This window comes from Pseudomonas sp. B22(2017) (genome assembly GCF_002113105.1).
Lineage (GTDB): Bacteria > Pseudomonadota > Gammaproteobacteria > Pseudomonadales > Pseudomonadaceae > Aquipseudomonas > Aquipseudomonas asiatica.
Window position 1 is genome coordinate 727,917 of the sequence record NZ_NEJN01000001.1, and the last position, 22,700, is coordinate 750,616.

The window sequence follows — 22,700 nt, forward strand, 5'->3', positions numbered from 1 at the left end:
GTTGAGCCAGACTGGTGTTTTTCCGGCGAGCGGTGCATGCTCGCTGCTGAAGCGTTTCACCCAGCTCGAAACCCACCCAGCAATGTGAGGTGCAGTACCCATGGACCGTCTGCTCGATTCACTCTTCCCCAGCGCCGAGGACATCCCGGAAACCTGGCGCCTGGAAGCCCCCCTGGAACAACGCGACTACCTGGTGAACGGTGAGCTCAGACGGTGGGACGGCCCACTGGCCACAGTGCGCAGCCCGGTCTGGCTCAAGGAAGGCGACGATGAGCACCAGGTGGTGTTGGGCAGCGCTCCGCTGCTCGATGCCGACACCGCGCTCACCGCCCTCGATGCCGCCGTGCAGGCGTACGACAAAGGCCGTGGCGCCTGGCCGAACATGCGCGTGGCCGAGCGAATCCAGCATGTCGAAACCTTCCTGGCGCGCATGCGCGAGCAGCGCCAGGCCGTGGTCAAGCTGCTGATGTGGGAAATCGGCAAGAACCTCAAGGACTCGGAAAAGGAATTCGACCGCACCTGCGACTACATCGTCGATACCATCAACGCCCTCAAGGACCTCGACCGCCGTTCCAGCCGCTTCGAGCTGGAACAGGGCACGCTCGGCCAGATCCGCCGAGCACCGCTGGGCGTGGCCCTGTGCATGGGCCCATACAACTACCCGCTGAACGAGACCTTCACCACGCTGATCCCGGCGCTGATCATGGGCAACACCGTGGTGTTCAAGCCGGCCAAGTTCGGCGTGCTGCTGATTCGGCCGTTGCTCGAAGCCTTCCGCGACAGCTTCCCGCCGGGGGTGATCAACGTCATCTACGGCCGTGGCCGGGAAACGGTGAGTGCGCTGATGGCCAGCGGCAAGGTCGATGTGTTCGCCTTCATCGGCACGCACAAGGCCGCCAGCGACCTGAAGAAACTGCACCCGCGCCCGCACCGGTTGCGCGCCGCGCTGGGGCTGGATGCCAAGAACCCGGGCATCGTGCTGCCCCAGGTGGACCTCGACAACGCCGTCGAAGAGGCCGTCACTGGTGCGCTGTCGTTCAATGGCCAACGCTGCACGGCGCTGAAGATCCTGTTCGTGCACGAGGATGTGGTCGATGCGTTCCTCGACAAGTTCCAGCGCAAGCTGGCCGCGCTCAAGCCTGGCATGCCTTGGGAGCCTGGCGTGGCGCTGACACCGCTGCCCGAGCCCGGCAAGGTCGACTACCTCGACGGCCTGGTCGCCGATGCCACCGCCAAGGGCGCCCGCGTGCTCAATGAACGCGGCGGGCACAGCCGTGGCTCGTTCTTCTACCCCGCCGTGCTGTACCCGGTGAAGAGCGACATGCGCGTGTACCACGAGGAGCAGTTCGGCCCGCTGGTGCCGATAGTGCCCTACCGCGACCTGCAGACAGTGATCGACTATGTGCTGGACTCCGACTACGGCCAGCAACTGAGCCTGTTCGGCAATGACCCGGCGACCATCGGCAGCCTGGTCGACATCTTTGCCAACCAGGTCGGGCGCATCAACATCAATGCGCAATGTCAGCGCGGCCCCGACACCTACCCGTTCAACGGCCGCAAGAACAGCGCCGAAGGCACCCTGTCGGTACACGACGCCCTGCGAGTGTTCTCTATCCGCACGCTGGTCGCGACGCGCTTCCAGGAGGCCAACAAGGAACTGATCAGCGAGATCATTCGCAACCGGCAGTCGACCTTCCTGACCACCGACTACATCTTCTGACCGCCACGCTTATAGAGAATCGATCTATCACCCCTGTCGATTTTCCATCTGCGCAAACGACTCTAAGCAAAAGGGCGCCAACCGGCGCCCACTTCCAAGGAGAGTCGAACATGGCAGCCAAACCCATTCCCGAAGGCCAGCACAGCATTACCCCCTACCTGGCCATCAACGACGCCGCCAAGGCCATCGAGTTCTACAAGAAGGCCTTTGGCGCGGTGGAAATGTTCCGCCTCGATGCCCCTGGCGGCCGCGTTGGCCATGCCGAGCTGAAAATCGGCGATTCGTCGCTGATGCTGGGCGACCCCTGCGACATGGAAGGCGGCCTCACCGCCAGCCAGAAGCTCAGCGGCGCCAGCGTAGGCCTGCACCTGTATGTCGAGGACTGCGACAAGGTCTATGCCCAGGCCCTGACGGCCGGCGCCACCCAGCTGCGTGCAGTGACGGACCAGTTCTACGGCGACCGCAGCGGCACCCTGAAAGACCCCTTCGGCAACATCTGGTTCGTTTCCACCCACAAGGAGGACCTGACCCCCGATGAAATTCGCGCCCGTGCTGCGAAGATGTTCGCTGGCACTGCGCAGTAAGTTGAAAGCGGCGCCACTTTGCTTGAAGCTTGGGGCTCGTAGCTGGGAGCTGCTTCATGCGAATCATCGACAAAACCGCCGCACAGGTCCGTAGCCTGACCCCTGCAGAAGAGGAGCTGCTGGTCGGCTTTGCCACCGGCAGCCTCACCGGCCCGCGCCTGCTGCAGGCCAACCAGTTGCTGATGAAGGTGCGCAACGCCAACCAGTGGCTGGCCTGCGATTGCCGCAACGATGCCTTGCCGGTGCTGAATGTCACCCTCAACGGCAGCACCGGTACGCTGTTTCTCAAGAACAACCCGGGAACTGCCGAACACGCGCCTGGCTGCCCGTTCACCAAGGACGAGCGCGAAGCGACCGAGCGCGAGAACGACCCCGCACCACCTGCTGCCTGGCTACCGCCCGACACACCGTTGCGCCTGATTGGTGATTTCCGCAGCAGCACCACCAGCAGTGGTGGCGACGGCAGCGAACGGCGTGAACAACAGCGCCTGCTGTCACTGTTGCTGACCTGGATCGAGACCAGCGGCCTGAACCTGTATGCCACGCACCTGAAAAAGGACCTGACCGGGCAGTTTGCCGAGTTGCGCAGCGTTGCCAGCCGCTATCCGCTGCTGGAACGGGTGCCCGCCAGCAACTACCTGGAAACCCGCCTGGACATGAAGCACATGATGATGCTCAAGTCCCGCCTGCGTGAAGCCACGGTGTTCGGCAACCACCGCCGCCACGGCCTGCTGCTGGATTGCGTGGACCAGATCAAGGGACGCAAGCTGTTCAATAACCGAAGTGAAGACGGCTTCGACTTCCAGGGGCACCACCTCTACTGGGGCGGCAACCGCACCAGCGGGCCATTGCTGGCGCTGATGCTCTATTCACCGACCAGTGCCGGCAGCCATTACTACGAACTGATCCATGTGGCCAGCGTGCCGGTGCTATCGCGTGCTCATCTGTTCCCTGTTTACCGCGATGAAGAACGCGAGCCGCTCAAGGCCCTGGTGTCGCTGGTCGACTGGATGGCCGGCAAAGGCGTGAAAGTGCAGATGCGCCGGCCGGTGATCGGCGGCCAGGTGATGGACGAACTGGTAATGACCTCGGACCAGGACCGGGTGTTGTCGGTATCGTTGCTGGAGCAGCCAATCGGCCCCGAACCGGATACCGAGAACTTCAAGCGCTACGCCGATTTCAAGAGCCTGGAAACCTTCCGCAAATTCGTCGCCGGCTTCTTCATGCGTGAGCGCTGAGCCCCCTCTACCGGCACACACAAAACCTTGTAGGAGCGGCCTTGTGTCGCGATGGGCTGCAAAGCAGCCCCTGCCATTCATGCACTAGTGCTGAAACCCAGGGGCCGCTTCGCGGCCCATCGCCGGCAAGCCAGCTCCCACCTGGACCGCACCAACCTCAAGCCATGCGCCGTCCCTGTGGGAGCGGGCGTGCCCGCGAAGAGGCCCATACAGGCTGCATGAGGTTTGCGTATCAACCCAGGAACAGCTTGTACGCCGGGTTGTCGGTCTCATCCCAGTAACGGTACCCCATCTCATCCAGCGCCAGCGGCAACCCCGCCAACTCATCCCCCGGTACTTCCAGCGCCGCAAATACCCGTGCTTCTGCCGCGCCATGGTTGCGGTAATGGAACAAGCTGATATTCCAGCGCTTGCCAAGCCGTTCCAGAAAGCCCAGCAAAGCACCCGGGCGCTCGGGGAATTCGAAGCGCAGCACCCGCTCGTCAGCCCCGGGCGCGGCATGGCCGCCAACGGTATGGCGCACATGCAGCTTGGCCAGTTCGTTGTCGGTCAGGTCCAGCACGCTGTAGCCCTGCTCATGCAGGCTGGCCAGCAACTGCTCACGCGGGTCGTGTAGTGGGTGTGTCTGCACCCCAACGAACAGCCGCGCCTCCTTGCCAGGGTAATAGCGGTAGTTGAACTCGGTGATCTGCCGCTTGCCCAGGGCCTGGCAGAAGGCGCGGAAGCTGCCCGGCTGCTCCGGAATGGTGACAGCGATGATCGCCTCGCGCTGCTCGCCCAGTTCGGCACGCTCGGCCACATGGCGCAGGCGGTCGAAATTGACGTTGGCCCCGGAGTCGATGGCCACCAGGGTCTGCCCCTGCACGCCGTCGCGCGCCACATATTTCTTGATCCCCGCCACGGCCAGGGCGCCTGACGGCTCGGTGATCGAGCGGGTATCGTCGTAGATGTCCTTGATCGCCGCGCACAGCTCGTCGCTGCTCACGGTCACCACTTCATCAACGAAGTGCCGGCACAACTCGAAGCAATGGGCGCCGATCTGCGCTACCGCCACGCCATCTGCGAAGGTGCCGACCTGCGGCAGGATCACCCGCTCACCGGCCGCCATGGCAGCCTGCAGGCAGTTGGAGTCCTCCGGCTCGACGCCGATCACCTTCACCTCCGGACGCAGGTACTTCACATAAGCGGCAATACCCGCGATCAGACCACCACCGCCCACTGGCACGAAGATGGCGTCCAGCGCACCCGGGCGCTGGCGCAGGATTTCCATGGCCACGGTGCCCTGCCCGGCGATCACATCCGGGTCGTCGAACGGTGGCACGAAGGTGGCGCCTTCGCTGTCGGCCAGTTTCAGCGCATGGGCCAAGGCATGGGGGAAGCTCTCGCCGTGCAGTACTACATGACCACCGCGCGAGCGTACACCCTCCACCTTCAGCGACGGCGTGGTGGTAGGCATGACGATGGTGGCCTTCATGCCCAGGTGCGATGCCGCCAGGGCCACGCCCTGGGCATGGTTGCCCGCAGAGGCGGTGATCACCCCGCGCTCGCGCTGCACGGTACTCAGCCGTGACAGGCGGGTATACGCACCGCGGATCTTGAACGAAAAGGTAGGCTGCAGGTCTTCCCGCTTCAGCAATACCTGGTTGCCCAGGCTGGCAGACAACGCAGGCGCAGCTTGCAAAGGCGTTTCGATGGCCAGGTCGTACACCGGGGCGGCAAGAATGCGCCGCACCTGCTCCGACAGCAGTTGCTGGGGGGTGACGGTAGAACGAGGGCTGACGAAGCTGGTCATCGATGACTCCTTGGCTGTGTTCACGTTGCCCAGGAGTCAGAGAGAAGAAACCCGCCTCCAGGGCGGGTTCGGTGCACGTACGCGCTAGCCCGCCAAACTGATAATGGCGGTAATAATAATGGCGTTGACGTGCTGGAAAGTTTTCATGGGGTAGGAACTTAGCCGGTAGCGCAGCACAAAGTCAACACTTGGCCTGCTGCGCCGAAAGCGGCACATCGAACACCTTGTCGAAGCCCCACTGGAAGACAAACGCATAAACGAAGAAAAACACGAACAACGCCAGGTTGGTCAGCAACGCCGCCCACAGGCTGACATCCAGCCAGTACGCCACCAGCGGCAGCAGGATCAGCACCAGCCCGCCCTCGAAGCCCAGCGCATGCAGCAGACGCCGCAGGAAAGTGCGCTCACGCCGGTGCTGGCGCGCTTCCCAGCGTTCGAACACCCAGTTGTAGGCCATGTTCCAGCTCATCGCGATGCCCGACATCAGCACCGACAGCACGGTCGACTGCGCCATGCCGGCACCGAACGCCAGCTCCAGCGCGGGCGCCACGCAGGCGACGGCGATGGCCTCGTAAAGGATGGCCTGGACGATCTTGCGTGCCTTGCCTTGCATGTTCAGCTCCCTGGGTAAACGACCTGTAAAACTACAAGAAGTGGCCCACAAGAAAAAGCCTGAAATTTGGACAACCCCGCGTTCGGCTGCTTGTATCTATCCAGTACAAACGGCAGCAAGTCGTACAACTTCGTCCAGGGAATCGAACGAGGATAAAGACGATGGCCCACCCCTTCCTGTCGGTGACCGGCAAATGAGCCTGGTATTCATCGACTTCCTCACCTACGTGCTGTTCGGCCTGAAGATCCTCGCGATCATCCTGGCCTCGCTGATGTTCCTGCTGGGTCTGGATGATCTGTTCATCGACCTGTGCTACTGGGGCCGCAAGCTGATCCGGCGCTTTCGCATCTACGACAAGTACGAGAAAGCCGACGAAAAACGCCTGTTCGAGGTGCCGGAGAAACCGCTGGCCATCATGGTCCCGGCCTGGAACGAAGTGGGCGTGGTGGGCGAGATGGCCCGCCTGGCAGCCTCGACCATCGACTACGAGAACTACCAGATCTTCGTCGGCACCTACCCCAACGACCCGCAAACCCAGGCCGACGTCGACGCGGTATGCCTGCACTACCCCAACGTGCACAAGGTGGTCTGCGCCCGCCCCGGCCCCACCAGCAAGGCCGACTGCCTGAACAACATCATCGACGCGCTGCTGCGCTTCCAACAGGACGCCGGCATCGAGTTTGCCGGTTTCATCCTGCACGACGCCGAAGACGTGATCTCGCCCATGGAGCTGCGCCTGTTCAACTACCTGCTGCCGAACAAGGACATGATCCAGATCCCGGTGTACCCCTACGCACCGGAATGGAAAGGCTTCACCGCCGGCCACTATGTCGACGAGTTCGCCGAAAACCACGGCAAGGACGTGATCGTGCGCGAGGCCCTGACCGGCCAGGTGCCCAGCGCCGGGGTCGGCACCTGCTTCAGCCGCCGCGCCATCAGCGCGCTGCTCGAGGACGGCGACGGCATCGCCTTCGACGTACAGAGCCTCACCGAAGACTACGACATCGGCTTCCGCCTGAAGCAGAAGGGCATGAAGTGCATTTTCGCCCGCTACTCCATCACCGACCCGGCGCTGACCCTGAAGCAGGAATGGCGCCCGGGCATGAGCCGCGAATTTTCCCAGGTGATCTGCGTGCGCGAGCACTTCCCGCGCGACTGGCAGCATGCCATCCGGCAGAAGTCGCGGTGGATCGTCGGCATCGTGTTCCAGGGCACCAGCAACCTAGGCTGGAGCCGCAAGGGCGCGCTCAACTACTTCCTCTGGCGCGACCGCCGCGGCCTGTTCGCCTACCTGCTGAGTTTCCTGGTCAACCTGTTGCTGCTGGTGTTGCTGGCCATGTGGCTGGTCACGGTGATTGCGCCGGAGTCGTGGCGCTTCATGTCGATCCTCAGCGACAGCTGGCTGCTGACCACCTTGCTGTGGCTGAACGGGCTGATGCTGTTCAACCGCTTGTTCCAGCGCGCCTGGTTCGTCACCCGCTTCTATGGCATCGGCGAAGGGCTACTGTCGGCACCGCGGATGATGTGGAGCAACTTCGTCAACTTCTTCGCCAACCTGCGTGCCCTGCGCCAGGTGATGGAAATGGGTGACTCGCGGCGCGTGGCCTGGGACAAGACCACCCACGAATTCCCCGCCATCGCCGCCCCCGCCCGCACGCCGCTGGGCCAGCGCCTGGTAGCCAAGGGCCTGATCAGCGACGAACAGCTGCAACAGGCGATCACCAGCCCGGTACGCCGGCGCCTGGGCCGCGAGCTGCTGCTGCGCGGCTGGCTGAACAGCGAACAGCTGGTCGCCACCCTGGCCGAGCAGATGGACCTGCCCTGGGCACCGCTCAACCCGTTCAAGCTCGACCCGCAGCTGATCGCCAAACTGCCGCGCAAGCTGGCGACGCACTACGGCGTGCTACCGGTGGCCGAAGACGGCGACAAGCTGGTGCTGGCCAGCGAAAGCCCGGTGAGCCAGGTGTCGCTGGGGGTAATCAGCCGCCACCTGAAGCGCCCGGTCAGTGCCCGCCTGGCGCCCCAGGGCCGGGTGACCCTGGGCCTGCGCTACCACTACCCAAGCCCCTGGCAGAAGCCGGAAACCCGCGACATGCTGGCCATCCTCGAGCGCCACCAGGACGACGAAGTGCTGCTGGAACAGGTCAGCCATCACCAGGTAATGCTCGGCGCCCTGCTGCAGGTGCGCGGCATGGTCCCGGTCACTTTGTTCAACCAGGCGCTGATCGACTTCGACCCGGAACACCAGAGCCTCGGCGAGCACCTGATCGCCCGCGGCATCATCACCGAGCAGGTGCTGCAGCAGGCCCTGATCGAACAGGCCAGCGAACAGCAGGCCGCCTTTGACCTGACCCGGGAGGTGGCATGAAGCCGCGCTTTTCCCTCACCTTCACTGGCTTGTTGCTGTGTTCCGCCGCCCTGCCCTGCGCCGCTTCGGCGCCGATGACCGACTTTCAGCGGTTCACCAGTTACCCGTTCATGGAGCGCAGCTACCGCGAAGCGAAGAAGGACAACTGGGCCGAGGTCGAACGCCTGACCCGCCACGTGCTGGGCCGGGTGCCGAACAACGACGAAGCGCGTGCACTGCTGGTGGAGGCGCTGGCTCACCAGCGCCGCTACAAGGAGGCCGAAGCCCTTGCCGAACAGTTGGGCGACAGCCCCGAACACGCAAACGCCCTGCTGGAACTGCGCTTGACCTGGATCGAACAGGACCCACCGCCGGCCAGCCAAGTGGAACAATGGCTGGCCAGCAGCGACGGCGCTCAACGGGTTCGCCTGTGGCAGGCCTACAGCCTGAGCCTGGCCAGATTCGGGGGTGCTGCCAGGGCGCTGGACTGGCTCAACCATCTGCCGCCACAGGGCGACGGCCAAGTGCTGCGCCTGGCCCGAGCCAACTTCGCCGAACAACTGCGCAACTGGAAGGAAACCATCGAGCAGTTAAAGCCGCTGGCCGAGCAAGGCCAATTACCTGCGCAGGACTGGCAGCGCCTGGCCAATGCGTATATCCAGCAGGTGGATGAAAAAGGGTTGAACGCGCTGTTGCCCAGCGCCCCTTCCCCCGAAGCAGCCAACCAGGCCCGCCTGGCCATGGCCAACCGCGCCATCGCCGTCGGCCAGAACCAGCAGGCCCGGCATTGGCTGCAGGCACTGCCCGCCGAGCAGTTGAACCAGCCCGAGCAGCGCCAGCAACTGTGGGAGCTGGCCCGCGCAGGCGATGACGCGCCGCTGGTGCAGCGCCTGAGCAACGAACTGCAACGCCCCTGCCTGGAAACCGTCGACTGGCTGTCGCGCCGCGACCCGCAGCTGGCGCGCGAGCAGTTCAAGGGCTGCACAGCCAGCACTGACCCCAAGGCCTACGCCGTGCTCAAGCAACGCCTGTACGGCGACCCGCCCCAGCCCCCGCAACCACGTACCGCCGCCGAGTGGGAGCAACGCTATCGGCAGAGCGGCGATATGGCCGCACTGGAGCAAGCCACCTTCCTGCTGATGCAGCAAGGCCATGACGAACACGCCCGGCAATTGCTGGAACAGGCCTACGACCGCCACCAAGGCCGCCTTGCACCGTCGCTGCTGCAACGCCTTGGCAACCTGTATGCACGTAACGACGGGCCGCTGGACACCCGCCGCATGCTCGGCCTGGTCCCTCGGGTCGACGCCAGTACCCGGGCCCAGTTGCTCGGCCGCCTTGCCGAGGCTGGCCAGTGCGATGCCGTGCGCCAGGCAGTACCGGCCACCCCGAGCGAACCTGGCCAGTACCGCGCCCTGGGCCGCTGCGCCATGCCCGACCAGCCAGGCGAAGCGGTGGTCTACTACCAGGCCGCCGAGCGCCTGGGCGACAGCGGGAGCCGCCTGCCCCTGGCCTATGCCCTGGAAGCCGCTGGCGACTCCGAAGCGGCCCTGCCCATCTGGCGCACCCAGCCGGACAGCGCCTGGACCGACAACGCCCGCCTCACTGCCGCTCGCGGCGCGTTGAACGCCGGCGACGCACAAGCGGCCCGGCGCTATTGGGACGCCGCCGCACACGATAGCGCCGACGATTGGGCCCTGGGTGCCGCCATCGCCCAGCGCCAAGGCGATTACCAGGCGGCGCTGGGCTTCCAGCGCCAGGCCCTGGCACACAACCCGCGGGCCGACCACTACTACGCGGCCTCCAGCACCGCGCAACTGGCTAGCGACAGTGCCCGGAGCAGCGCCTGGCTGGCAGAAGCCGTGCGCCTGGCTCCCGACCAGCCACGCTACCGCGCCGACTACGGCATGCGCCTGGCCGGCTCGACGGACAAGGCCCAGCGCCGCCAGTCGATCCCCTACCTGGAACGCGCCACCCACGACTTCCCCGAGGACTACCGCCTTGGCGAGACGCTGGCCTTGCGCTATGACGAAGCCGAAGACAGCGCTTCGGCGCGCCGCGAACTGCGCCGCATCCTCGATGTGGAGCAGGACCTGGTCGACGGCGACGACGAATACGGCAGCCTGGAAGCGCGCAAGTACCGCCAGCGCCGCGCCCACGAAAGCCTGTCACGGCGCGATACCATCACCCTGGCCAGCACCTGGTCGCCGGCCGGTACCTCGACCAACGACAAGTTCCTCGACAATGGCCAGCGCAGCGGCACTTCGCGCCGCGCGCAATCGCAGAACGTGCAACTGGCCATGTGGGACCACGCCCTGGGCGAAGAGCCCAGCCGCAACGGCAGCACCCTGTCTGTGTATGGCCGCGTGCTGTTCGGTGGGCAAAGCCGCACCGACTACGCGCAAAGCATGGGTACCGGTGTCGGCCTGCGCTACAAACCATTCGGCCAGGCCAACCTCAACCTGTATGCCGAGCTGTACCACCAGCGTCAGATCGACGAGGAACACTACCGCGGGCTGAGCCTGGGCCAACTGCTTAGCCCCGCCAAGGTCGGCGGCAACTGGGGCGACCTGCGTCACCACGCCGAATCGAGCAACGACCTGCTGTTGCGGGCCACCGCTTCTTTCCTCGACCAGGGCGACTGGCGCAACGACTGGCGGGTCGATGAAGACGACTGGAACGAACGCTTCCTCTACCTCGACGCCGCCTGGTGGACCCGTGCCGGCGACCACGCCTGGCTGTCGCGCTACCAGCAAGGCCACGCCTGGAAGCTGCCGGGCAGCTCACCGCAAACTATCATGCCCTATGGTTTTGTCGAGTTTTCCAGCCAGGACCCGAGCAACGACTGGCGCCAGGACGCTCGGGCCGGGGTGGGCGTGCGCTGGCAATGGTGGTTCGATGACGACCGCTACAATGCCTACCGCGGTTCGCTGAAAGTGCGTGCCGAATACCAGCAATCGCTGGGCGGCAATCTATACGAGCGCGCCAATGGCGTGCTGGTCGGTGCGGAGATGACCTTCTGATGCGTACGTTCCTGGCCCTCTGCCTGGTTGCCCTGTGCCTGCCAGCCAGCGCCGACCAGCGCCTGTTCTACCAACCCCTCAACCGCGACGCCAATGTCACCCCCGCCCAGTGGCAGCAACTGTGGCATGCCACCGTGGCCCAGGGCGGCAAAACCCTGATCGTGCAGTGGAGCGCCTATGGCGACAGCGATTTCGGTGGTGCCCGGGGCTGGCTGGCCGACAGCCTGCGCAGCGCGCGTGCCCAGGGCCTGCAACTGGTGCTGGGGCTGTACATGGACCCGGTCTATTACCAGCGCATCGACGAGCTGGACGGTGAAGGCCTGAACAGCTACTGGAAGGCGCAGCTGGGGCGCTCGCTCAGCCAGTATCAGCAACTGCGCCAGGCGTGGCAGTTGCCGGTGGACGGCTGGTACCTGCCCATGGAGCTGGACGACCATCACTTTCGCGAGGCCGAGCGCCGGGATGCCCTGCGCAGCCAGTTGCAGGCCTTCAACCGGCAACTGGACAAGCCTTTGCACATCAGTGCTTTCAGCGTCGGCAAACTCTCACCGCGGGTCAATGCCGCATGGCTGGATCAACTGGCCGGGTTGGGCTTGACTGTGTGGTGGCAGGATGGCGCCGGGACCGGGCGCTTGCCCGCGTTGGTGCGCCAGGGCTACGAGCAGGCTTTGCCGTGCCGGGTTGGCGTGGTGCGCGAGGCGTTCCGCCAGGTGAGCGCGCCAGGCCAGGCGTTTCGGGCTGAGCCTGCCCAGCCGAAGCTGGGCGCCGGGTGCCATGCCGAGGCGGTGTTCGACCTGCGTTACCGGCCATGGGCCCGGGGTGTTCTGCCCACCAATTGAGTCCCCAGGCCTGGCCTCTTCGCAGCACAAGGCTGCCCCTACAGGAGAAATGCGTCACCTGTAGGAGCAGCCTTGTGCTGCGAAAGGGCCGGGACCGGCATGGTAGTACTCTCAGGAGCCCGAATGTTCAAGACCATCGAAGCCCACGTTCGCAAACAGGTCGCCCCCGCCGCCCTGCGCGCCGAATTCCGCCAGCACGAATTCGAGCTCATGCGCCCGTTCTGCCTGCTGGTATTCTGCGTCAGCATTCTGATCTGGCTGGTTTTCGACCTGATCGTCAGCTTCCTCGGCGGCCAGGGCTTCACCTGGCTGTCCTATCTGTTCATCACCCTGCTCGGCAGCCTCACCGTGGTACTGCGGTTCACCCGTCGCAGCCATCACTTCGATGTACTCAACCTGCTGTTCATCGCCGCCATCACCCTGGGCATGCGCCTGGTGATCGAAGGCATCCCGGTGGCCCAGCGCCCGGTATGGCTGGTGCTCGGGGTGTCCACCGTGCTGTATGCCGTTTCGGTGCTACCGGTGCGGCGCTGGTCGTTCTTCTGCGCCATGGCCATCACCTGGGTGGTGCTCAACCCGTTCTACCACACCCGTATCGGGCCGGACGAACTCGAAGGCGCCATGCTGATCAGCTACGCGGTGTTCCTCAGCGGCCTGGTCATCTACAGCTACCTGCAGATGCGCAAGGCCAAGCTGCACAACTTCTACCTGTCCAAGGTGCTGCTGGACCAGGCCTATGTCGATGCCCTGACCGAAATCCCCAATCGCCGCTCGTTCATGGCCCAGGCCGGCCACCAGCTGCGCCTGGCCACGGCCGAGCAGTACCTGGCGATGATCGACATCGACAACTTCAAGCGGGTGAATGACCGTTTTGGCCATGACGTGGGCGATGAAGTACTCAAGCGCGTGGCCCTGCATATCAAGGCGAGCATGGCCGGTTACGAGTTTGCCCGACTGGGTGGTGAGGAATTCGCGATCTTTTTCCAGGGGCTGGACCAGCAAGGCGCCGAGCAACGAGTGGCGGCGCTGTGCCAACGAGTACGTGAAGATGTTGGCGAACACCCGGTAACCATCAGCATTGGCCTCACCCGGGTGGACCAGGGCGACAGCCTGACCACGGCGCTGGTGCGCGCCGACCAGGCGCTGTACGAGGCCAAGCACAGTGGCAAGGACCGGTTTGTGCTGTGGTCTGCCCGGCTGGCAGAAAGTGATTAGCAGGCCCGGCCCTTTCGCGGGTAAACCCGCTCCCACAGGTGCTCCACAGTGTTTGAATCTGTACGGCTCTTGTAGGAGCGGGTTCACCCGCGAAAGGGCCGGCACAGGCACCCAATCACCCGGCAGGCAAGCGAATCCGGAACTGCGCGCCCCCCAGCGCCGACTGCGCCACGGTCAAGGTGCCACCCTGCCCCTCGATCGCCCGCCGGCTGATCGCCAAGCCCAGGCCAAACCCTCCGGTATTGCGGTCACGGCTACGGTCCAGGCGGTAGAACGGCTGGAAAATCCGCTCGCGCTCCTCCACCGGAATACCGATCCCGTCATCCTCCACCGTCACCAGGCAGGCGCCATCGTCTTCCAGGCGCAAGCGCAGCAACAGGCTCTCGTCGCAGTAACGCATGGCATTGCGCACCAGGTTCTGCACCGCCCGTGCCGTCAGCCGTGGGTCCAGCACAAAACGCGGCAAATCCCCCTCGGCCCGCACCTCCCACTGGATACCCCGGCCATCGAGTTCCTCGGCAAAGCCGCCGAGTACACTGTCGACCAGTTCCAGCAACGACACCTCGACCCGCTCGCGGGCCTGGTCGGCGTTGTACAGCCGGCTGTAGGACAACAGCTCCAGCACCAGCTCATCCAGCTCACGCACATGCCCCACCAGCTCCAGCAGGCGCTTGCGGCTGGCCGGCGGCACTTCGTCGAACAGCAGCACCAGGCCGAAATCCAGCCGGGTCAACGGCGTGCGCAACTCGTGCGACACCGCATTGAGCAGCTCGCGCTGCTGGTTGACGTGGCGCTCCAGGTCACTGGCCATGGTGTCGAACACCCCAGCCAGCTCACCGATGTTGGAGTGCGGCGAGATGTGCGTACGCTCGGCCATCTGCCCCTGGCCCAGGCGCCGGGCGGTTTCCTTGAGGCGCTCCAGGTCGCGCCAGTGCGGCCATACCCACAGCAACAGGCAACCGAGCATCGCTGCACCGATCAGGACGGTCACACCCCACGACAGCACGTTGATATCCAGCGGGTCTGGCGGTGAGTGCAGGCGCACCAGCCATTCCTTGTCCAGCGGCGCCAGCACCGTCTCGTAGTAGCCCCATTCGGCAATGCGCACGGCGTACAGGCCGTGCTCCAGGCGCGCCTGCTCGTCCTCGCTCAGGTCAGCCTGGTCCATGCGCAGCAGTTGCAGTTCCAGCGGCGCGAAATCACTGGCCAGCTCTTGCTCCACCGCCGGCCACTGCTCGCGCGGGGCCTGGCGGAACTGGCGCACGATCAGCGACTGCACGCCCTTGGCCTGGTCCAGGTTGTAGGCCATGAAGCGGTCCTGGAACAGGCCGACGATGGTGTCGGGGATGAACAACAGTGCACCGGCATAGGCAACGATGATCACCAGGTACAGCCGCACCAGAATCTTCAGCATGGGCGGTCAGCACTCCCACTCGACACGGCTGAACAGATAGCCCTTGCCCCACACGGTCTTGATCTTGCGCGCTTCGCCGGCGTTATCGTCGAACTTGCGCCGCAGCTTGGAGATGGCCACGTCCACCGAGCGGTCGGTGCCGTTGAACTCGATACCCCGCAGTTGCTGCAGGATGCGGTCGCGGTTCAGCACTTCGCCGGCATTGCGCGCCAGTACCACCAGCAGGTTGTACTCGCCGCTGGACAGCTCCACCTCTTCGCCACGCCAGCTCACGGTGCGCTCGGCCAGGTCGATGCGCAGGCCACCGATCAGGATCAGGTCGTTGTCCAGGCGCGGCTCGTTGACGCTGCTGCGACGCAGCAGGGTACGCACGCGGGCCAGCAGTACACGCGGCTCGCAGGGTTTGGTCACGTAGTCGTCGGCGCCCATTTCCAGGCCCAGGACCTGGTCGTGGCTGTCGTCGCGGGCGGTCAGCATCAGGATCGGCAGGCCCTGCGACTCCTGGCGCAGCAGGCGACACAGCTGCAGGCCGTCGATCCCCGGCAGCATCAGGTCGAGGATGACCAGGTCGGGCTTTTGCCGGCGGTACTCGTCAAGCACATGATCGCCACGGGCGATCACCTGGACATGGAAGTCGTTGCGTTGCAGGTAGCTGGCGATCAGTTCGGACAGGGCGCTGTCGTCTTCGACCAGGAAAATATTCGGCATAGGTGCTTGGGAATCTGGGTTGGGGTAAGACCTCACCGGCCTCTTCGCGGGCTTGCCCGCTCCCACAGGGACCCAACAGCACTTGAAAGCTGTGCAGTCCCTGTGGGAGCGGGCAAGCCCGCGAAGAGGCCGGTACAGGAATACTCAGGATATAGAACACTACAGGCAGACAGGATTGTTCTTCACACTTTTTCACACTCGTCCTACAGGTATTAACAGCCACGCAAGGAACGCCTGCCGTAGCATACCGGCGGTCATCATCGGAAGATCCGTATGTCTACTACCCTCCCCCCACGCTTGCGCCCGTTGGCGCTTCTGGCGCTCCTGAGCCTGTCCCTGGCCGGCTGCGACGACAGCGCCGAACAGGAAGAACAGGCCCCCACCCCGCAAGTGCGGGTGGAAACCCTGCAACTGCAGCCACTGGCCATCAGCAGTGAGCTAAGCGGCCGTATCCTCGCGCCGCGCACCGCCGAAGTGCGAGCACGTGTCGCGGGCGTTGTGCTCAAGCGGGTGTATCGCGAAGGCAGCGACGTCAAGCAGGGCGATGTGCTGTTCCTGATCGACCCGGCACCGTTCAAGGCCGACCACGACAGCGCCCGCGCCACCCTGGCCAAGGCCGAGGCCACCCTGTACCAGGCACGCCTGCAGGAACAGCGCTACCGCGAACTGGTCGACGACAAGGCCGTCAGCCGCCAGGAATACGACAACGCCAAGGCCAGCTACCTGCAGGCCGATGCCGCAGTGGCCGAGGCCAGGGCCGCCCTGGAACGCGCCCGCCTGAACCTCGGCTACGCCACCGTGACGGCTCCGATTTCCGGCCGTATCGGGCGCGCCCAGGTCACCGAAGGTGCGCTGGTCGGGCAGAACGAGACCACGCCCCTGGCGACCATCCAGCAGCTGGACCCGATCCACGCCGATGTCACCCAGTCGACCCGCGAGCTCAACGCCCTGCGCCGCGCCATGCGTGCCGGCGAGCTGCAGCAGGTGGGCGCCGGCCAGGCCCGGGCCACGCTGATCCAGGACGATGGCAGCACCTACCCGTTGCCGGGCAAACTGCTGTTCTCCGACATCAGCGTCGACCCCAGCACCAACCAGATCACCCTGCGCAGCGAGTTCCCCAACCCGGACCTCGACCTGCTGCCCGGCAGCTACGTGCGCGTGCGCCTGGAGCAGGCCGTGCAGCCCAAGGGCCTGAGCGTGCCGCAGCGCGCCATCCTGCGCGACAGCGCTGGCGTACCCAAGGTGCTGGTGGTCGACCCGCAGGCCCGGGTCAGCGACCGCCAGGTAGTCCTGGGCAGCGCCCAGGGCGACCGCTGGATCGTCAGCGAAGGCCTGGCCCCCGGCGAGCGGGTGGTGGTCGAGGGCCTGCAACACGTCAAGGCCGGTGACCAGGTGCAGGTCGACAACGCATCAGGGGCATCGCCCATCGCACAGCACACTGGCCAGTGAGGGCCTGATTCATGCCGCAATTCTTCATCGACCGCCCGGTATTCGCCTGGGTGGTCGCCCTGTTCATCCTGCTGGCAGGTGCCCTGGCCATCCCGCAACTGCCGGTGGCCCAGTACCCCAACGTGGCCCCGCCGCAGGTGGAAATCTACGCCGTGTATCCGGGCGCTTCGGCGGCGACCATGGACGAGAGCGTGGTCAGCCTGATCGAGCAGGAGCTCAACGGCGCCGACAACCTGCTGTACTTCGAGTCGCAGAGCAGCCTGGGCAGCGCCACCATCACCGCCACCTTCGCCCCGGGCACCAACCCGGACCTGGCCCAGGTCGACGTACAGAACCGCCTGAAGGTGGTCGAGTCGCGCCTGCCGCGCCCGGTAACCCAGCAAGGCCTGCAGGTGGAAAAGGTCTCCACCGGTTTCCTGCTGCTGGCCACCCTCACCTCCGAAGATGGCAAGCTCGACGAAACCGCCCTGTCGGATATCCTCGCGCGCAACGTGATGGACGAAATCCGTCGCCTCAAGGGCGTCGGCAAGGCCCAGCTGTACGGTTCGGAACGCGCCATGCGCATCTGGATCGACCCGCGCAAGCTGATCGGCTTCAACCTCACGCCCAACGACGTGGCCGAGGCCATCGCCGCGCAGAACGCCCAGGTGGCCCCCGGCAGCATTGGTGACCTGCCCACCCGTGGCACTCAGGAAATCACCGCCAACGTGGTGGTCAAGGGCCAGCTGAGCACCCCCGAGGAGTTCGCCGGGATTGTCCTGCGTGCCAACCCGGACGGTTCCACGGTGACCATCGGCGATGTCGCCCGGGTCGAGATCGGTGCCCAGGAGTACCAGTACGGCACGCGCCTGAACGGCAAGCCGGCCACCGCCTTCAGCGTGCAGCTGTCGCCGGGCGCCAACGCCATGGAAACCGCCACCCTGGTGCGGGCGAAGATGCAGGACCTGGCGCGCTACTTCCCCAAAGGCGTCAAGTACGACATCCCCTACGACACCTCGCCATTCGTCAAGGTGTCGATCGAGCAGGTCATCAACACCCTGTTCGAAGCCATGCTGCTGGTGTTCGCGGTGATGTTCCTGTTCCTGCAGAACCTGCGCTACACCCTGATCCCGACCCTGGTGGTGCCGGTGGCCCTGATGGGCACCTTCGCCGTGATGTTGGCCATGGGCTTCTCGGTCAACGTGCTGACCCTGTTCGGCATGGTGCTGGCCATCGGCATCCTGGTCGACGATGCCATCGTGGTGGTGGAGAACGTCGAGCGGATCATGGCCGAAGAAGGCCTGCCGCCCAAGGAGGCCACGCGCAAGGCCATGGGCCAGATCAGCGGCGCGATCGTCGGCATTACCCTGGTGCTGGTGGCAGTGTTCCTGCCCATGGCCTTCATGCAAGGCTCGGTGGGGGTGATCTACCAGCAGTTCTCGCTGTCGATGGCAGTGTCGATCCTGTTCTCGGCGTTTCTCGCCCTCAGCCTGACCCCGGCGCTGTGTGCCACCCTGCTCAAGCCGGTGGCCAAGGGCGAGCACCACGAACGCAAGGGCTTCTTCGGCTGGTTCAACCGCCGCTTCGAGGGCATGAGCAACGGTTACCAGCGCTGGGTGGTGCAGGCACTCAAGCGCAGCGGCCGCTACCTGCTGGTATACGCGTTGCTGCTGGCGGTGCTGGGTTATGGCTTCAGCCAGCTGCCCACGGCGTTCCTGCCCACCGAAGACCAGGGCTACACCATCACCGATATCCAGCTGCCGCCAGGCGCCAGCCGCATGCGCACCGAACAGGTGGCGGCACAGATCGAGGCGCACAACGCCGAAGAGCCCGGCGTGGGTAACACCACCTTGATCCTGGGTTTCAGCTTCTCGGGCAGCGGGCAGAACGCGGCACTGGCCTTCACCACGCTCAAGGACTGGTCCGAGCGCGGTGCCGACGACAGCGCCCAGTCGATCGCCGACCGCGCGACCATGGCCTTTACCCAGCTCAAGGACGCCGTGGCCTATTCCGTGCTGCCACCGCCAATCGACGGCCTTGGCGAGTCGACCGGCTTCGAGTTCCGCCTGCAGGACCGCGGCGGCATGGGCCACGCCGAGCTGATGGCCGCCCGCGACGAGCTGCTGGCAAATGCCGGCAAAAGCAAGGTGCTGACCAACGTGCGCGAAGCCTCGCTGGCGGAAAGCCCGCAGGTACAACTGGAAATCGACCGCCGCCAGGCCAACGCCCTGGGCGTATCGTTTGCCGATATCGGTTCGGTGCTGGACGTGGCCGTGGGTTCCAGCTACGTCAACGACTTCCCCAACCAGGGCCGCATGCAGCGGGTGGTGGTGCAGGCCGAAGGCAACCAGCGCAGCCAGGTCGAAGACCTGCTGAAGATCCACGTGCGCAACGACAGCGGCAAGATGGTGCCACTGGGCGCCTTCGTCCAGGCCAGGTGGGTCAGCGGCCCGGTGCAGCTGACCCGCTACAACGGCTACCCGGCGGTGTCGATTTCCGGCGAACCGGCAGCCGGCTACAGTTCGGGCGAAGCCATGGCCGAAATCGAGCGCCTGGTGGCCCAGCTGCCGGCCGGTGCCGGCCTGGAATGGACTGGCCTGTCGCTGCAGGAGCGGCTGTCCGGCAGCCAGGCACCGATGCTGATGGCGCTGTCGTTGCTGGTGGTGTTCCTGTGCCTGGCAGCGCTGTACGAAAGCTGGTCGATCCCCACCGCAGTTCTGCTGGTAGTACCGCTGGGCGTGCTCGGTGCGGTGCTGGCGGTGACCCTGCGCGGCATGCCCAACGACGTGTTCTTCAAGGTCGGCCTGATCACGCTGATCGGCCTGTCGGCGAAGAACGCCATCCTGATCATCGAGTTTGCCAAGAGCCTGGTCGACCAGGGCGTGGATGCTGCCGACGCCGCCGTGCAGGCCGCGCGCCTGCGCCTGCGCCCGATCGTGATGACCTCGCTGGCGTTCATCCTGGGCGTGGTGCCACTGGCCATTGCCAGCGGCGCCAGCTCGGCCAGCCAGAAGGCGATCGGTACCGGGGTGATCGGCGGCATGCTCAGCGCCACCCTGGCCGTGGTGTTCGTGCCGGTGTTCTTCGTGGTGGTGATGCGCCTTGCCGGGCGACGCCAGGCGGGTAATGCCGACACGCAGGCCGTGACCAGCGACAGCTGACTGGACAAGCCCCGCGTGAAATGGGAGGGTTCCCGGCATTGACTGCCCGGAACCCTTTTTCATGCCTGATGCCCTGCCCCCCTGCTCCATCCTCATTCTCGCCGGTGGCCGCGGCCAGCGCATGGGCGGCCGCGACAAGGGCCTGGTCGACTGGCAGGGCGAACCGCTGGTGGCGCATGTGCAGCGCGTGGTACGGCCGCTCAGCGATGACCTGGTGATTTCCTGCAACCGTAACCAGCAGGCCTACCGGGCGTATGCCGACCAGTTGGTGGGCGATGCCGAGGCGGACTACCCCGGGCCGATGGCGGGGGTGATTGCCGGGCTCAAGGTGGCGCGGCATGAATGGGTGGTGCTGCTGGCCTGTGATGCGCCGCTGGTTGACCGGGGGTTGATCGAGGACCTGCTGCGGCTGGCGGTGGCGGGTGACAGTGCGGCCATGGTGCGCCAGGGTGGGTACTGGCAGCCGATGTTCAGCGTGCTGCCACGCCGGGTGTTGCCGGTGCTGGAACAGGCCTGGGCGGCGGGCGAGCGGAGTTTGCAGAAGGCCTTGCTGCGTGAAGCGGTGCAGGGGCTGGAATGTGCCGACGATGATCGCAGGTTGAGCAACTTCAACAGCCCGGAGTTGCTGCAGGGCTGAGGTCATCTGCTGCCTGACCATCAGGCCTGCGCGGTCCTTGTAGGAGCGGCCTTGTGTCGCGAAAGGGCCGCAAAGCGGCCCCGGGATTTCGGCGCAGATGCACAAATTGCCGGGGCTGCTCTGCAGCCCTTTCGCGACACAAGGCCGCTCCTACAGGGGCCCACTTCCTTTTCAATGGGTGATTTACCCGGCAAACAGCTCCTCGACACTGATCTCGCGCATGCGGAACTTCTGCACCTTGCCGGTCACCGTCATCGGGAACTCATCGACAAAGCGGAAGTACCGCGGCACCTTGAAGTGCGCTATCCGCGCCTTCGCCCAATCGCGCAGTTCCTCCGCGCTGGCCGTATGCCCCGGATGAAGCCGCACCCAGGCCACGATCTCTTCACCGTACTTGCTGCACGGCACGCCAATCACCTGCACATCGGCCACCGCCGGGTGGGTGAAGAAGAACTCCTCCAGCTCGCGCGGGTAGATGTTCTCGCCGCCGCGAATGATCATGTCCTTGCTGCGCCCGACAATACGCACATAGCCCTGCTCGTCCATCACCGCCAGGTCGCCGGTGTGCATCCAGCCTTCCTCATCGATGCTTTCGGCCGTGGCCTTGGGGTTGTTCCAATAGCCCAGCATCACGCTGTAACCCCGCGTGCACAATTCGCCGATCTCGCCCCGCGGCAGCGTGTTGCCATCGGCATCAATCACCTTGTTCTCCAGCCTTGGCTGGGTGCGCCCGACGCTGGTCACGCGGCGCTCCAGGTCGTCGCTGGCGCCGGTCTGCAGCGACACCGGGCTGGTTTCGGTCATGCCGTAGGCAATCTGCACCTCGGCCATGTGCATCTCGCCGATAACCCGGCGCATCACTTCGATCGGGCAGGTGGCGCCGGCCATGATCCCGGTGCGCAGGCTCGACAGGTCGAACTCGCCGCGCTGGGGGTGGTCCAGTTCGGCGATGAACATGGTCGGCACACCGTACAAGGCAGTGGCCTTTTCTTCCGCCACCGCACGCAGGGTGGCCAGCGGGTCGAAGGCGTCGTTGGGGTAGATCAGGGTGCTGCCGTGGGTCATGCAGCCGAGGTTGGCCATGACCATGCCGAAGCAGTGGTACAGCGGCACCGGCACCACCAGCCGGTCATGCTCGGTCAGGCCCAGGCTTTCACCGACCATGTAGCCGTTGTTGAGGATGTTGCTGTGGCTGAGGGTGGCGCCTTTCGGGAAACCGGTGGTGCCCGAGGTGTACTGGATATTGATCGGGTCGTCGCAGCGTAGCTGTGCCTGGCGCTCGGCAAGGGCTTCGCGGCTGACGGCCGCGGCACGGGCCTGCAGGTCGTGCCAGGCGAGAAAGCCCGCCGGTGGCGCGACGGCCAGGCTGACCACACCGCGCAGTTCGGGGAAGCGTTCGCAGATCAGGGCGCCCGGCTGGCTGCTGGCCAGGCCCGGAACCAGGCCCAGCAACATGGCGTGATAGTCGGATGTCTTGAACGCGTCGGCGCAGATCACCCAGCGGCAGCCGGACTGGCCGAGGGCGTAGTCCAGTTCGCTGGAGCGGTAGGCCGGGTTGATGTTGACCAGGATCGCGCCCACCTTGGCGCTGGCGAACTGGGTGATACACCACTCTGCGCAGTTGGGTGCCCAGATGCCGAGGCGGTCACCGGGCTGCACGCCCAGGGCCATCAGCGCACGGGCGTGCTGGTCGACGGCGTCGGCCAGCTGCTGCCAGGTGTAGCGCAGGGCCTGGTGGCGGACGACCAGGGCGTCACGGTCGGGGAAGCGGGCGACGGTGGTGTCGAAGGCGTCGCCGATGCACTGGGTAAGCAGGGGTTTGTCCTGGTTGCCCTGGGAGTAGCTTGGCTGGGGCATGGGCGGTCTCTTGTTGTTCTTGTGTTGATTGAGCGGGCCTCTTCGCAGCACAAGGCTGCTCCTACATTGGAGTGCAGGAGCCTGTAGGAGCAGCCTTGTGCTGCGAAGAGGCCAGTGAAGCCAC

At 65.2% G+C, this 22,700-nt stretch carries 15 protein-coding genes; 10 read left to right on the plus strand and 5 right to left on the minus strand.

Annotated elements, in window-relative coordinates; translation table 11 throughout:
- Positions 1-100: 100 nt before the first annotated feature.
- The 3 genes from CAG18_RS03525 to CAG18_RS03535 all read left to right on the plus strand — a co-directional run bounded on the left by CAG18_RS03525 (position 101) and on the right by CAG18_RS03535 (position 3,542).
- The gene (locus tag CAG18_RS03525; protein WP_015270555.1) at positions 101-1,720 is read left to right on the plus strand and encodes an NADP-dependent glyceraldehyde-3-phosphate dehydrogenase; all 1,620 of its coding nucleotides are present in this window, start codon (positions 101-103) and stop codon (positions 1,718-1,720) included.
- A 110-nt stretch (positions 1,721-1,830) separates the two neighbouring features.
- The gene (locus tag CAG18_RS03530) at positions 1,831-2,304 is read left to right on the plus strand and encodes a VOC family protein (RefSeq protein ID WP_013972830.1); all 474 of its coding nucleotides are present in this window, start codon (positions 1,831-1,833) and stop codon (positions 2,302-2,304) included.
- A 56-nt stretch (positions 2,305-2,360) separates the two neighbouring features.
- Positions 2,361-3,542, plus strand: coding sequence for a hypothetical protein (locus CAG18_RS03535; protein ID WP_039614693.1), 1,182 nt, complete (start codon positions 2,361-2,363; stop codon positions 3,540-3,542).
- A 232-nt stretch (positions 3,543-3,774) separates the two neighbouring features.
- Here the strand turns inward: CAG18_RS03535 and ilvA are convergent, their stop codons facing one another.
- Both ilvA and CAG18_RS03545 read right to left on the minus strand, forming a co-directional pair.
- Positions 3,775-5,334 carry a threonine ammonia-lyase, biosynthetic gene (ilvA, locus tag CAG18_RS03540; RefSeq protein WP_013972832.1) on the minus strand — a complete coding sequence of 520 codons (1,560 nt, stop codon included), beginning with the start codon at positions 5,332-5,334 and terminating at the stop codon, positions 3,775-3,777.
- Positions 5,335-5,515: 181 nt separating this feature from the next.
- Entirely contained in the window at positions 5,516-5,947 is a 432-nt protein-coding gene (locus CAG18_RS03545) for a PACE efflux transporter (protein WP_003259966.1), read from the minus strand.
- Between the two features lie 193 nt (positions 5,948-6,140).
- Between CAG18_RS03545 and nrfB the strand changes: the two genes are divergently transcribed.
- The 4 genes from nrfB (at position 6,141) to CAG18_RS03565 (ending at position 13,371) form a co-directional block, all read left to right on the plus strand.
- A complete protein-coding gene (gene nrfB / locus CAG18_RS03550) occupies positions 6,141-8,315 on the plus strand; it encodes a cyclic di-3',5'-guanylate-activated glycosyltransferase NrfB (RefSeq protein ID WP_085720369.1) in 2,175 nt (724 codons plus the stop codon).
- Complete coding sequence (locus CAG18_RS03555) at positions 8,312-11,317, plus strand: phage receptor (RefSeq protein ID WP_085720371.1); 3,006 nt, start codon at positions 8,312-8,314, stop codon at positions 11,315-11,317. The genes nrfB and CAG18_RS03555 overlap by 4 nt, the downstream gene beginning before the upstream one ends.
- Positions 11,317-12,156: a DUF4434 family protein gene (locus CAG18_RS03560; RefSeq protein WP_085720373.1), complete on the plus strand. Its 840-nt coding sequence runs from the start codon at positions 11,317-11,319 to the stop codon at positions 12,154-12,156. Before CAG18_RS03555 ends, CAG18_RS03560 begins: the two co-directional genes overlap by 1 nt.
- 123 nt (positions 12,157-12,279) lie before the next feature.
- Positions 12,280-13,371, plus strand: a complete 1,092-nt coding sequence (locus CAG18_RS03565) for a diguanylate cyclase (protein WP_015270561.1) — start codon at positions 12,280-12,282, stop codon at positions 13,369-13,371.
- Between the two features lie 115 nt (positions 13,372-13,486).
- On the opposite strand, the gene CAG18_RS03570 is transcribed toward CAG18_RS03565, so the two are convergent.
- On the minus strand, positions 13,487-14,785 hold the full coding sequence (locus tag CAG18_RS03570) for an ATP-binding protein (RefSeq protein WP_013972839.1): 1,299 nt from the start codon (positions 14,783-14,785) through the stop codon (positions 13,487-13,489).
- Positions 14,786-14,791: 6 nt separating this feature from the next.
- On the minus strand, positions 14,792-15,493 hold the full coding sequence (locus CAG18_RS03575) for a response regulator transcription factor (protein ID WP_003259958.1): 702 nt from the start codon (positions 15,491-15,493) through the stop codon (positions 14,792-14,794).
- Between the two features lie 273 nt (positions 15,494-15,766).
- Here CAG18_RS03575 and CAG18_RS03580 point away from each other — a divergent pair, with 273 nt between their 5' ends.
- The 3 genes from CAG18_RS03580 (at position 15,767) to mobA (ending at position 20,719) form a co-directional block, all read left to right on the plus strand.
- On the plus strand, positions 15,767-16,942 hold the full coding sequence (locus CAG18_RS03580) for an efflux RND transporter periplasmic adaptor subunit (protein ID WP_085720375.1): 1,176 nt from the start codon (positions 15,767-15,769) through the stop codon (positions 16,940-16,942).
- 11 nt (positions 16,943-16,953) lie between these two features.
- On the plus strand, positions 16,954-20,082 hold the full coding sequence (locus CAG18_RS03585; protein WP_085720377.1) for an efflux RND transporter permease subunit: 3,129 nt from the start codon (positions 16,954-16,956) through the stop codon (positions 20,080-20,082).
- Positions 20,083-20,143: 61 nt separating this feature from the next.
- A complete protein-coding gene (gene mobA, locus CAG18_RS03590; protein ID WP_085720379.1) occupies positions 20,144-20,719 on the plus strand; it encodes a molybdenum cofactor guanylyltransferase MobA in 576 nt (191 codons plus the stop codon).
- A gap of 183 nt (positions 20,720-20,902) precedes the next feature.
- On the opposite strand, the gene CAG18_RS03595 is transcribed toward mobA, so the two are convergent.
- The gene (locus CAG18_RS03595; RefSeq protein ID WP_085720380.1) at positions 20,903-22,576 is read right to left on the minus strand and encodes a fatty acid CoA ligase family protein; all 1,674 of its coding nucleotides are present in this window, start codon (positions 22,574-22,576) and stop codon (positions 20,903-20,905) included.
- Positions 22,577-22,700 lie beyond the last annotated feature (124 nt).

What these genes read in the sequence shown, in the direction of transcription:
- CAG18_RS03525 (WP_015270555.1), top strand. Translation starts at nt 101, where the DNA reads ATGGACCGTCTGCTCGATTCACTCTTCCCCAGCGCCGAGGACATCCCG.
- CAG18_RS03530 (WP_013972830.1), top strand. Translation starts at nt 1,831, where the DNA reads ATGGCAGCCAAACCCATTCCCGAAGGCCAGCACAGCATTACCCCCTAC.
- CAG18_RS03535 (WP_039614693.1), top strand. Translation starts at nt 2,361, where the DNA reads ATGCGAATCATCGACAAAACCGCCGCACAGGTCCGTAGCCTGACCCCT.
- ilvA (WP_013972832.1), bottom strand. Translation starts at nt 5,334, where the DNA reads ATGACCAGCTTCGTCAGCCCTCGTTCTACCGTCACCCCCCAGCAACTG.
- CAG18_RS03545 (WP_003259966.1), bottom strand. Translation starts at nt 5,947, where the DNA reads ATGCAAGGCAAGGCACGCAAGATCGTCCAGGCCATCCTTTACGAGGCC.
- nrfB (WP_085720369.1), top strand. Translation starts at nt 6,141, where the DNA reads ATGAGCCTGGTATTCATCGACTTCCTCACCTACGTGCTGTTCGGCCTG.
- CAG18_RS03555 (WP_085720371.1), top strand. Translation starts at nt 8,312, where the DNA reads ATGAAGCCGCGCTTTTCCCTCACCTTCACTGGCTTGTTGCTGTGTTCC.
- CAG18_RS03560 (WP_085720373.1), top strand. Translation starts at nt 11,317, where the DNA reads ATGCGTACGTTCCTGGCCCTCTGCCTGGTTGCCCTGTGCCTGCCAGCC.
- CAG18_RS03565 (WP_015270561.1), top strand. Translation starts at nt 12,280, where the DNA reads ATGTTCAAGACCATCGAAGCCCACGTTCGCAAACAGGTCGCCCCCGCC.
- CAG18_RS03570 (WP_013972839.1), bottom strand. Translation starts at nt 14,785, where the DNA reads ATGCTGAAGATTCTGGTGCGGCTGTACCTGGTGATCATCGTTGCCTAT.
- CAG18_RS03575 (WP_003259958.1), bottom strand. Translation starts at nt 15,493, where the DNA reads ATGCCGAATATTTTCCTGGTCGAAGACGACAGCGCCCTGTCCGAACTG.
- CAG18_RS03580 (WP_085720375.1), top strand. Translation starts at nt 15,767, where the DNA reads ATGTCTACTACCCTCCCCCCACGCTTGCGCCCGTTGGCGCTTCTGGCG.
- CAG18_RS03585 (WP_085720377.1), top strand. Translation starts at nt 16,954, where the DNA reads ATGCCGCAATTCTTCATCGACCGCCCGGTATTCGCCTGGGTGGTCGCC.
- mobA (WP_085720379.1), top strand. Translation starts at nt 20,144, where the DNA reads ATGCCTGATGCCCTGCCCCCCTGCTCCATCCTCATTCTCGCCGGTGGC.
- CAG18_RS03595 (WP_085720380.1), bottom strand. Translation starts at nt 22,576, where the DNA reads ATGCCCCAGCCAAGCTACTCCCAGGGCAACCAGGACAAACCCCTGCTT.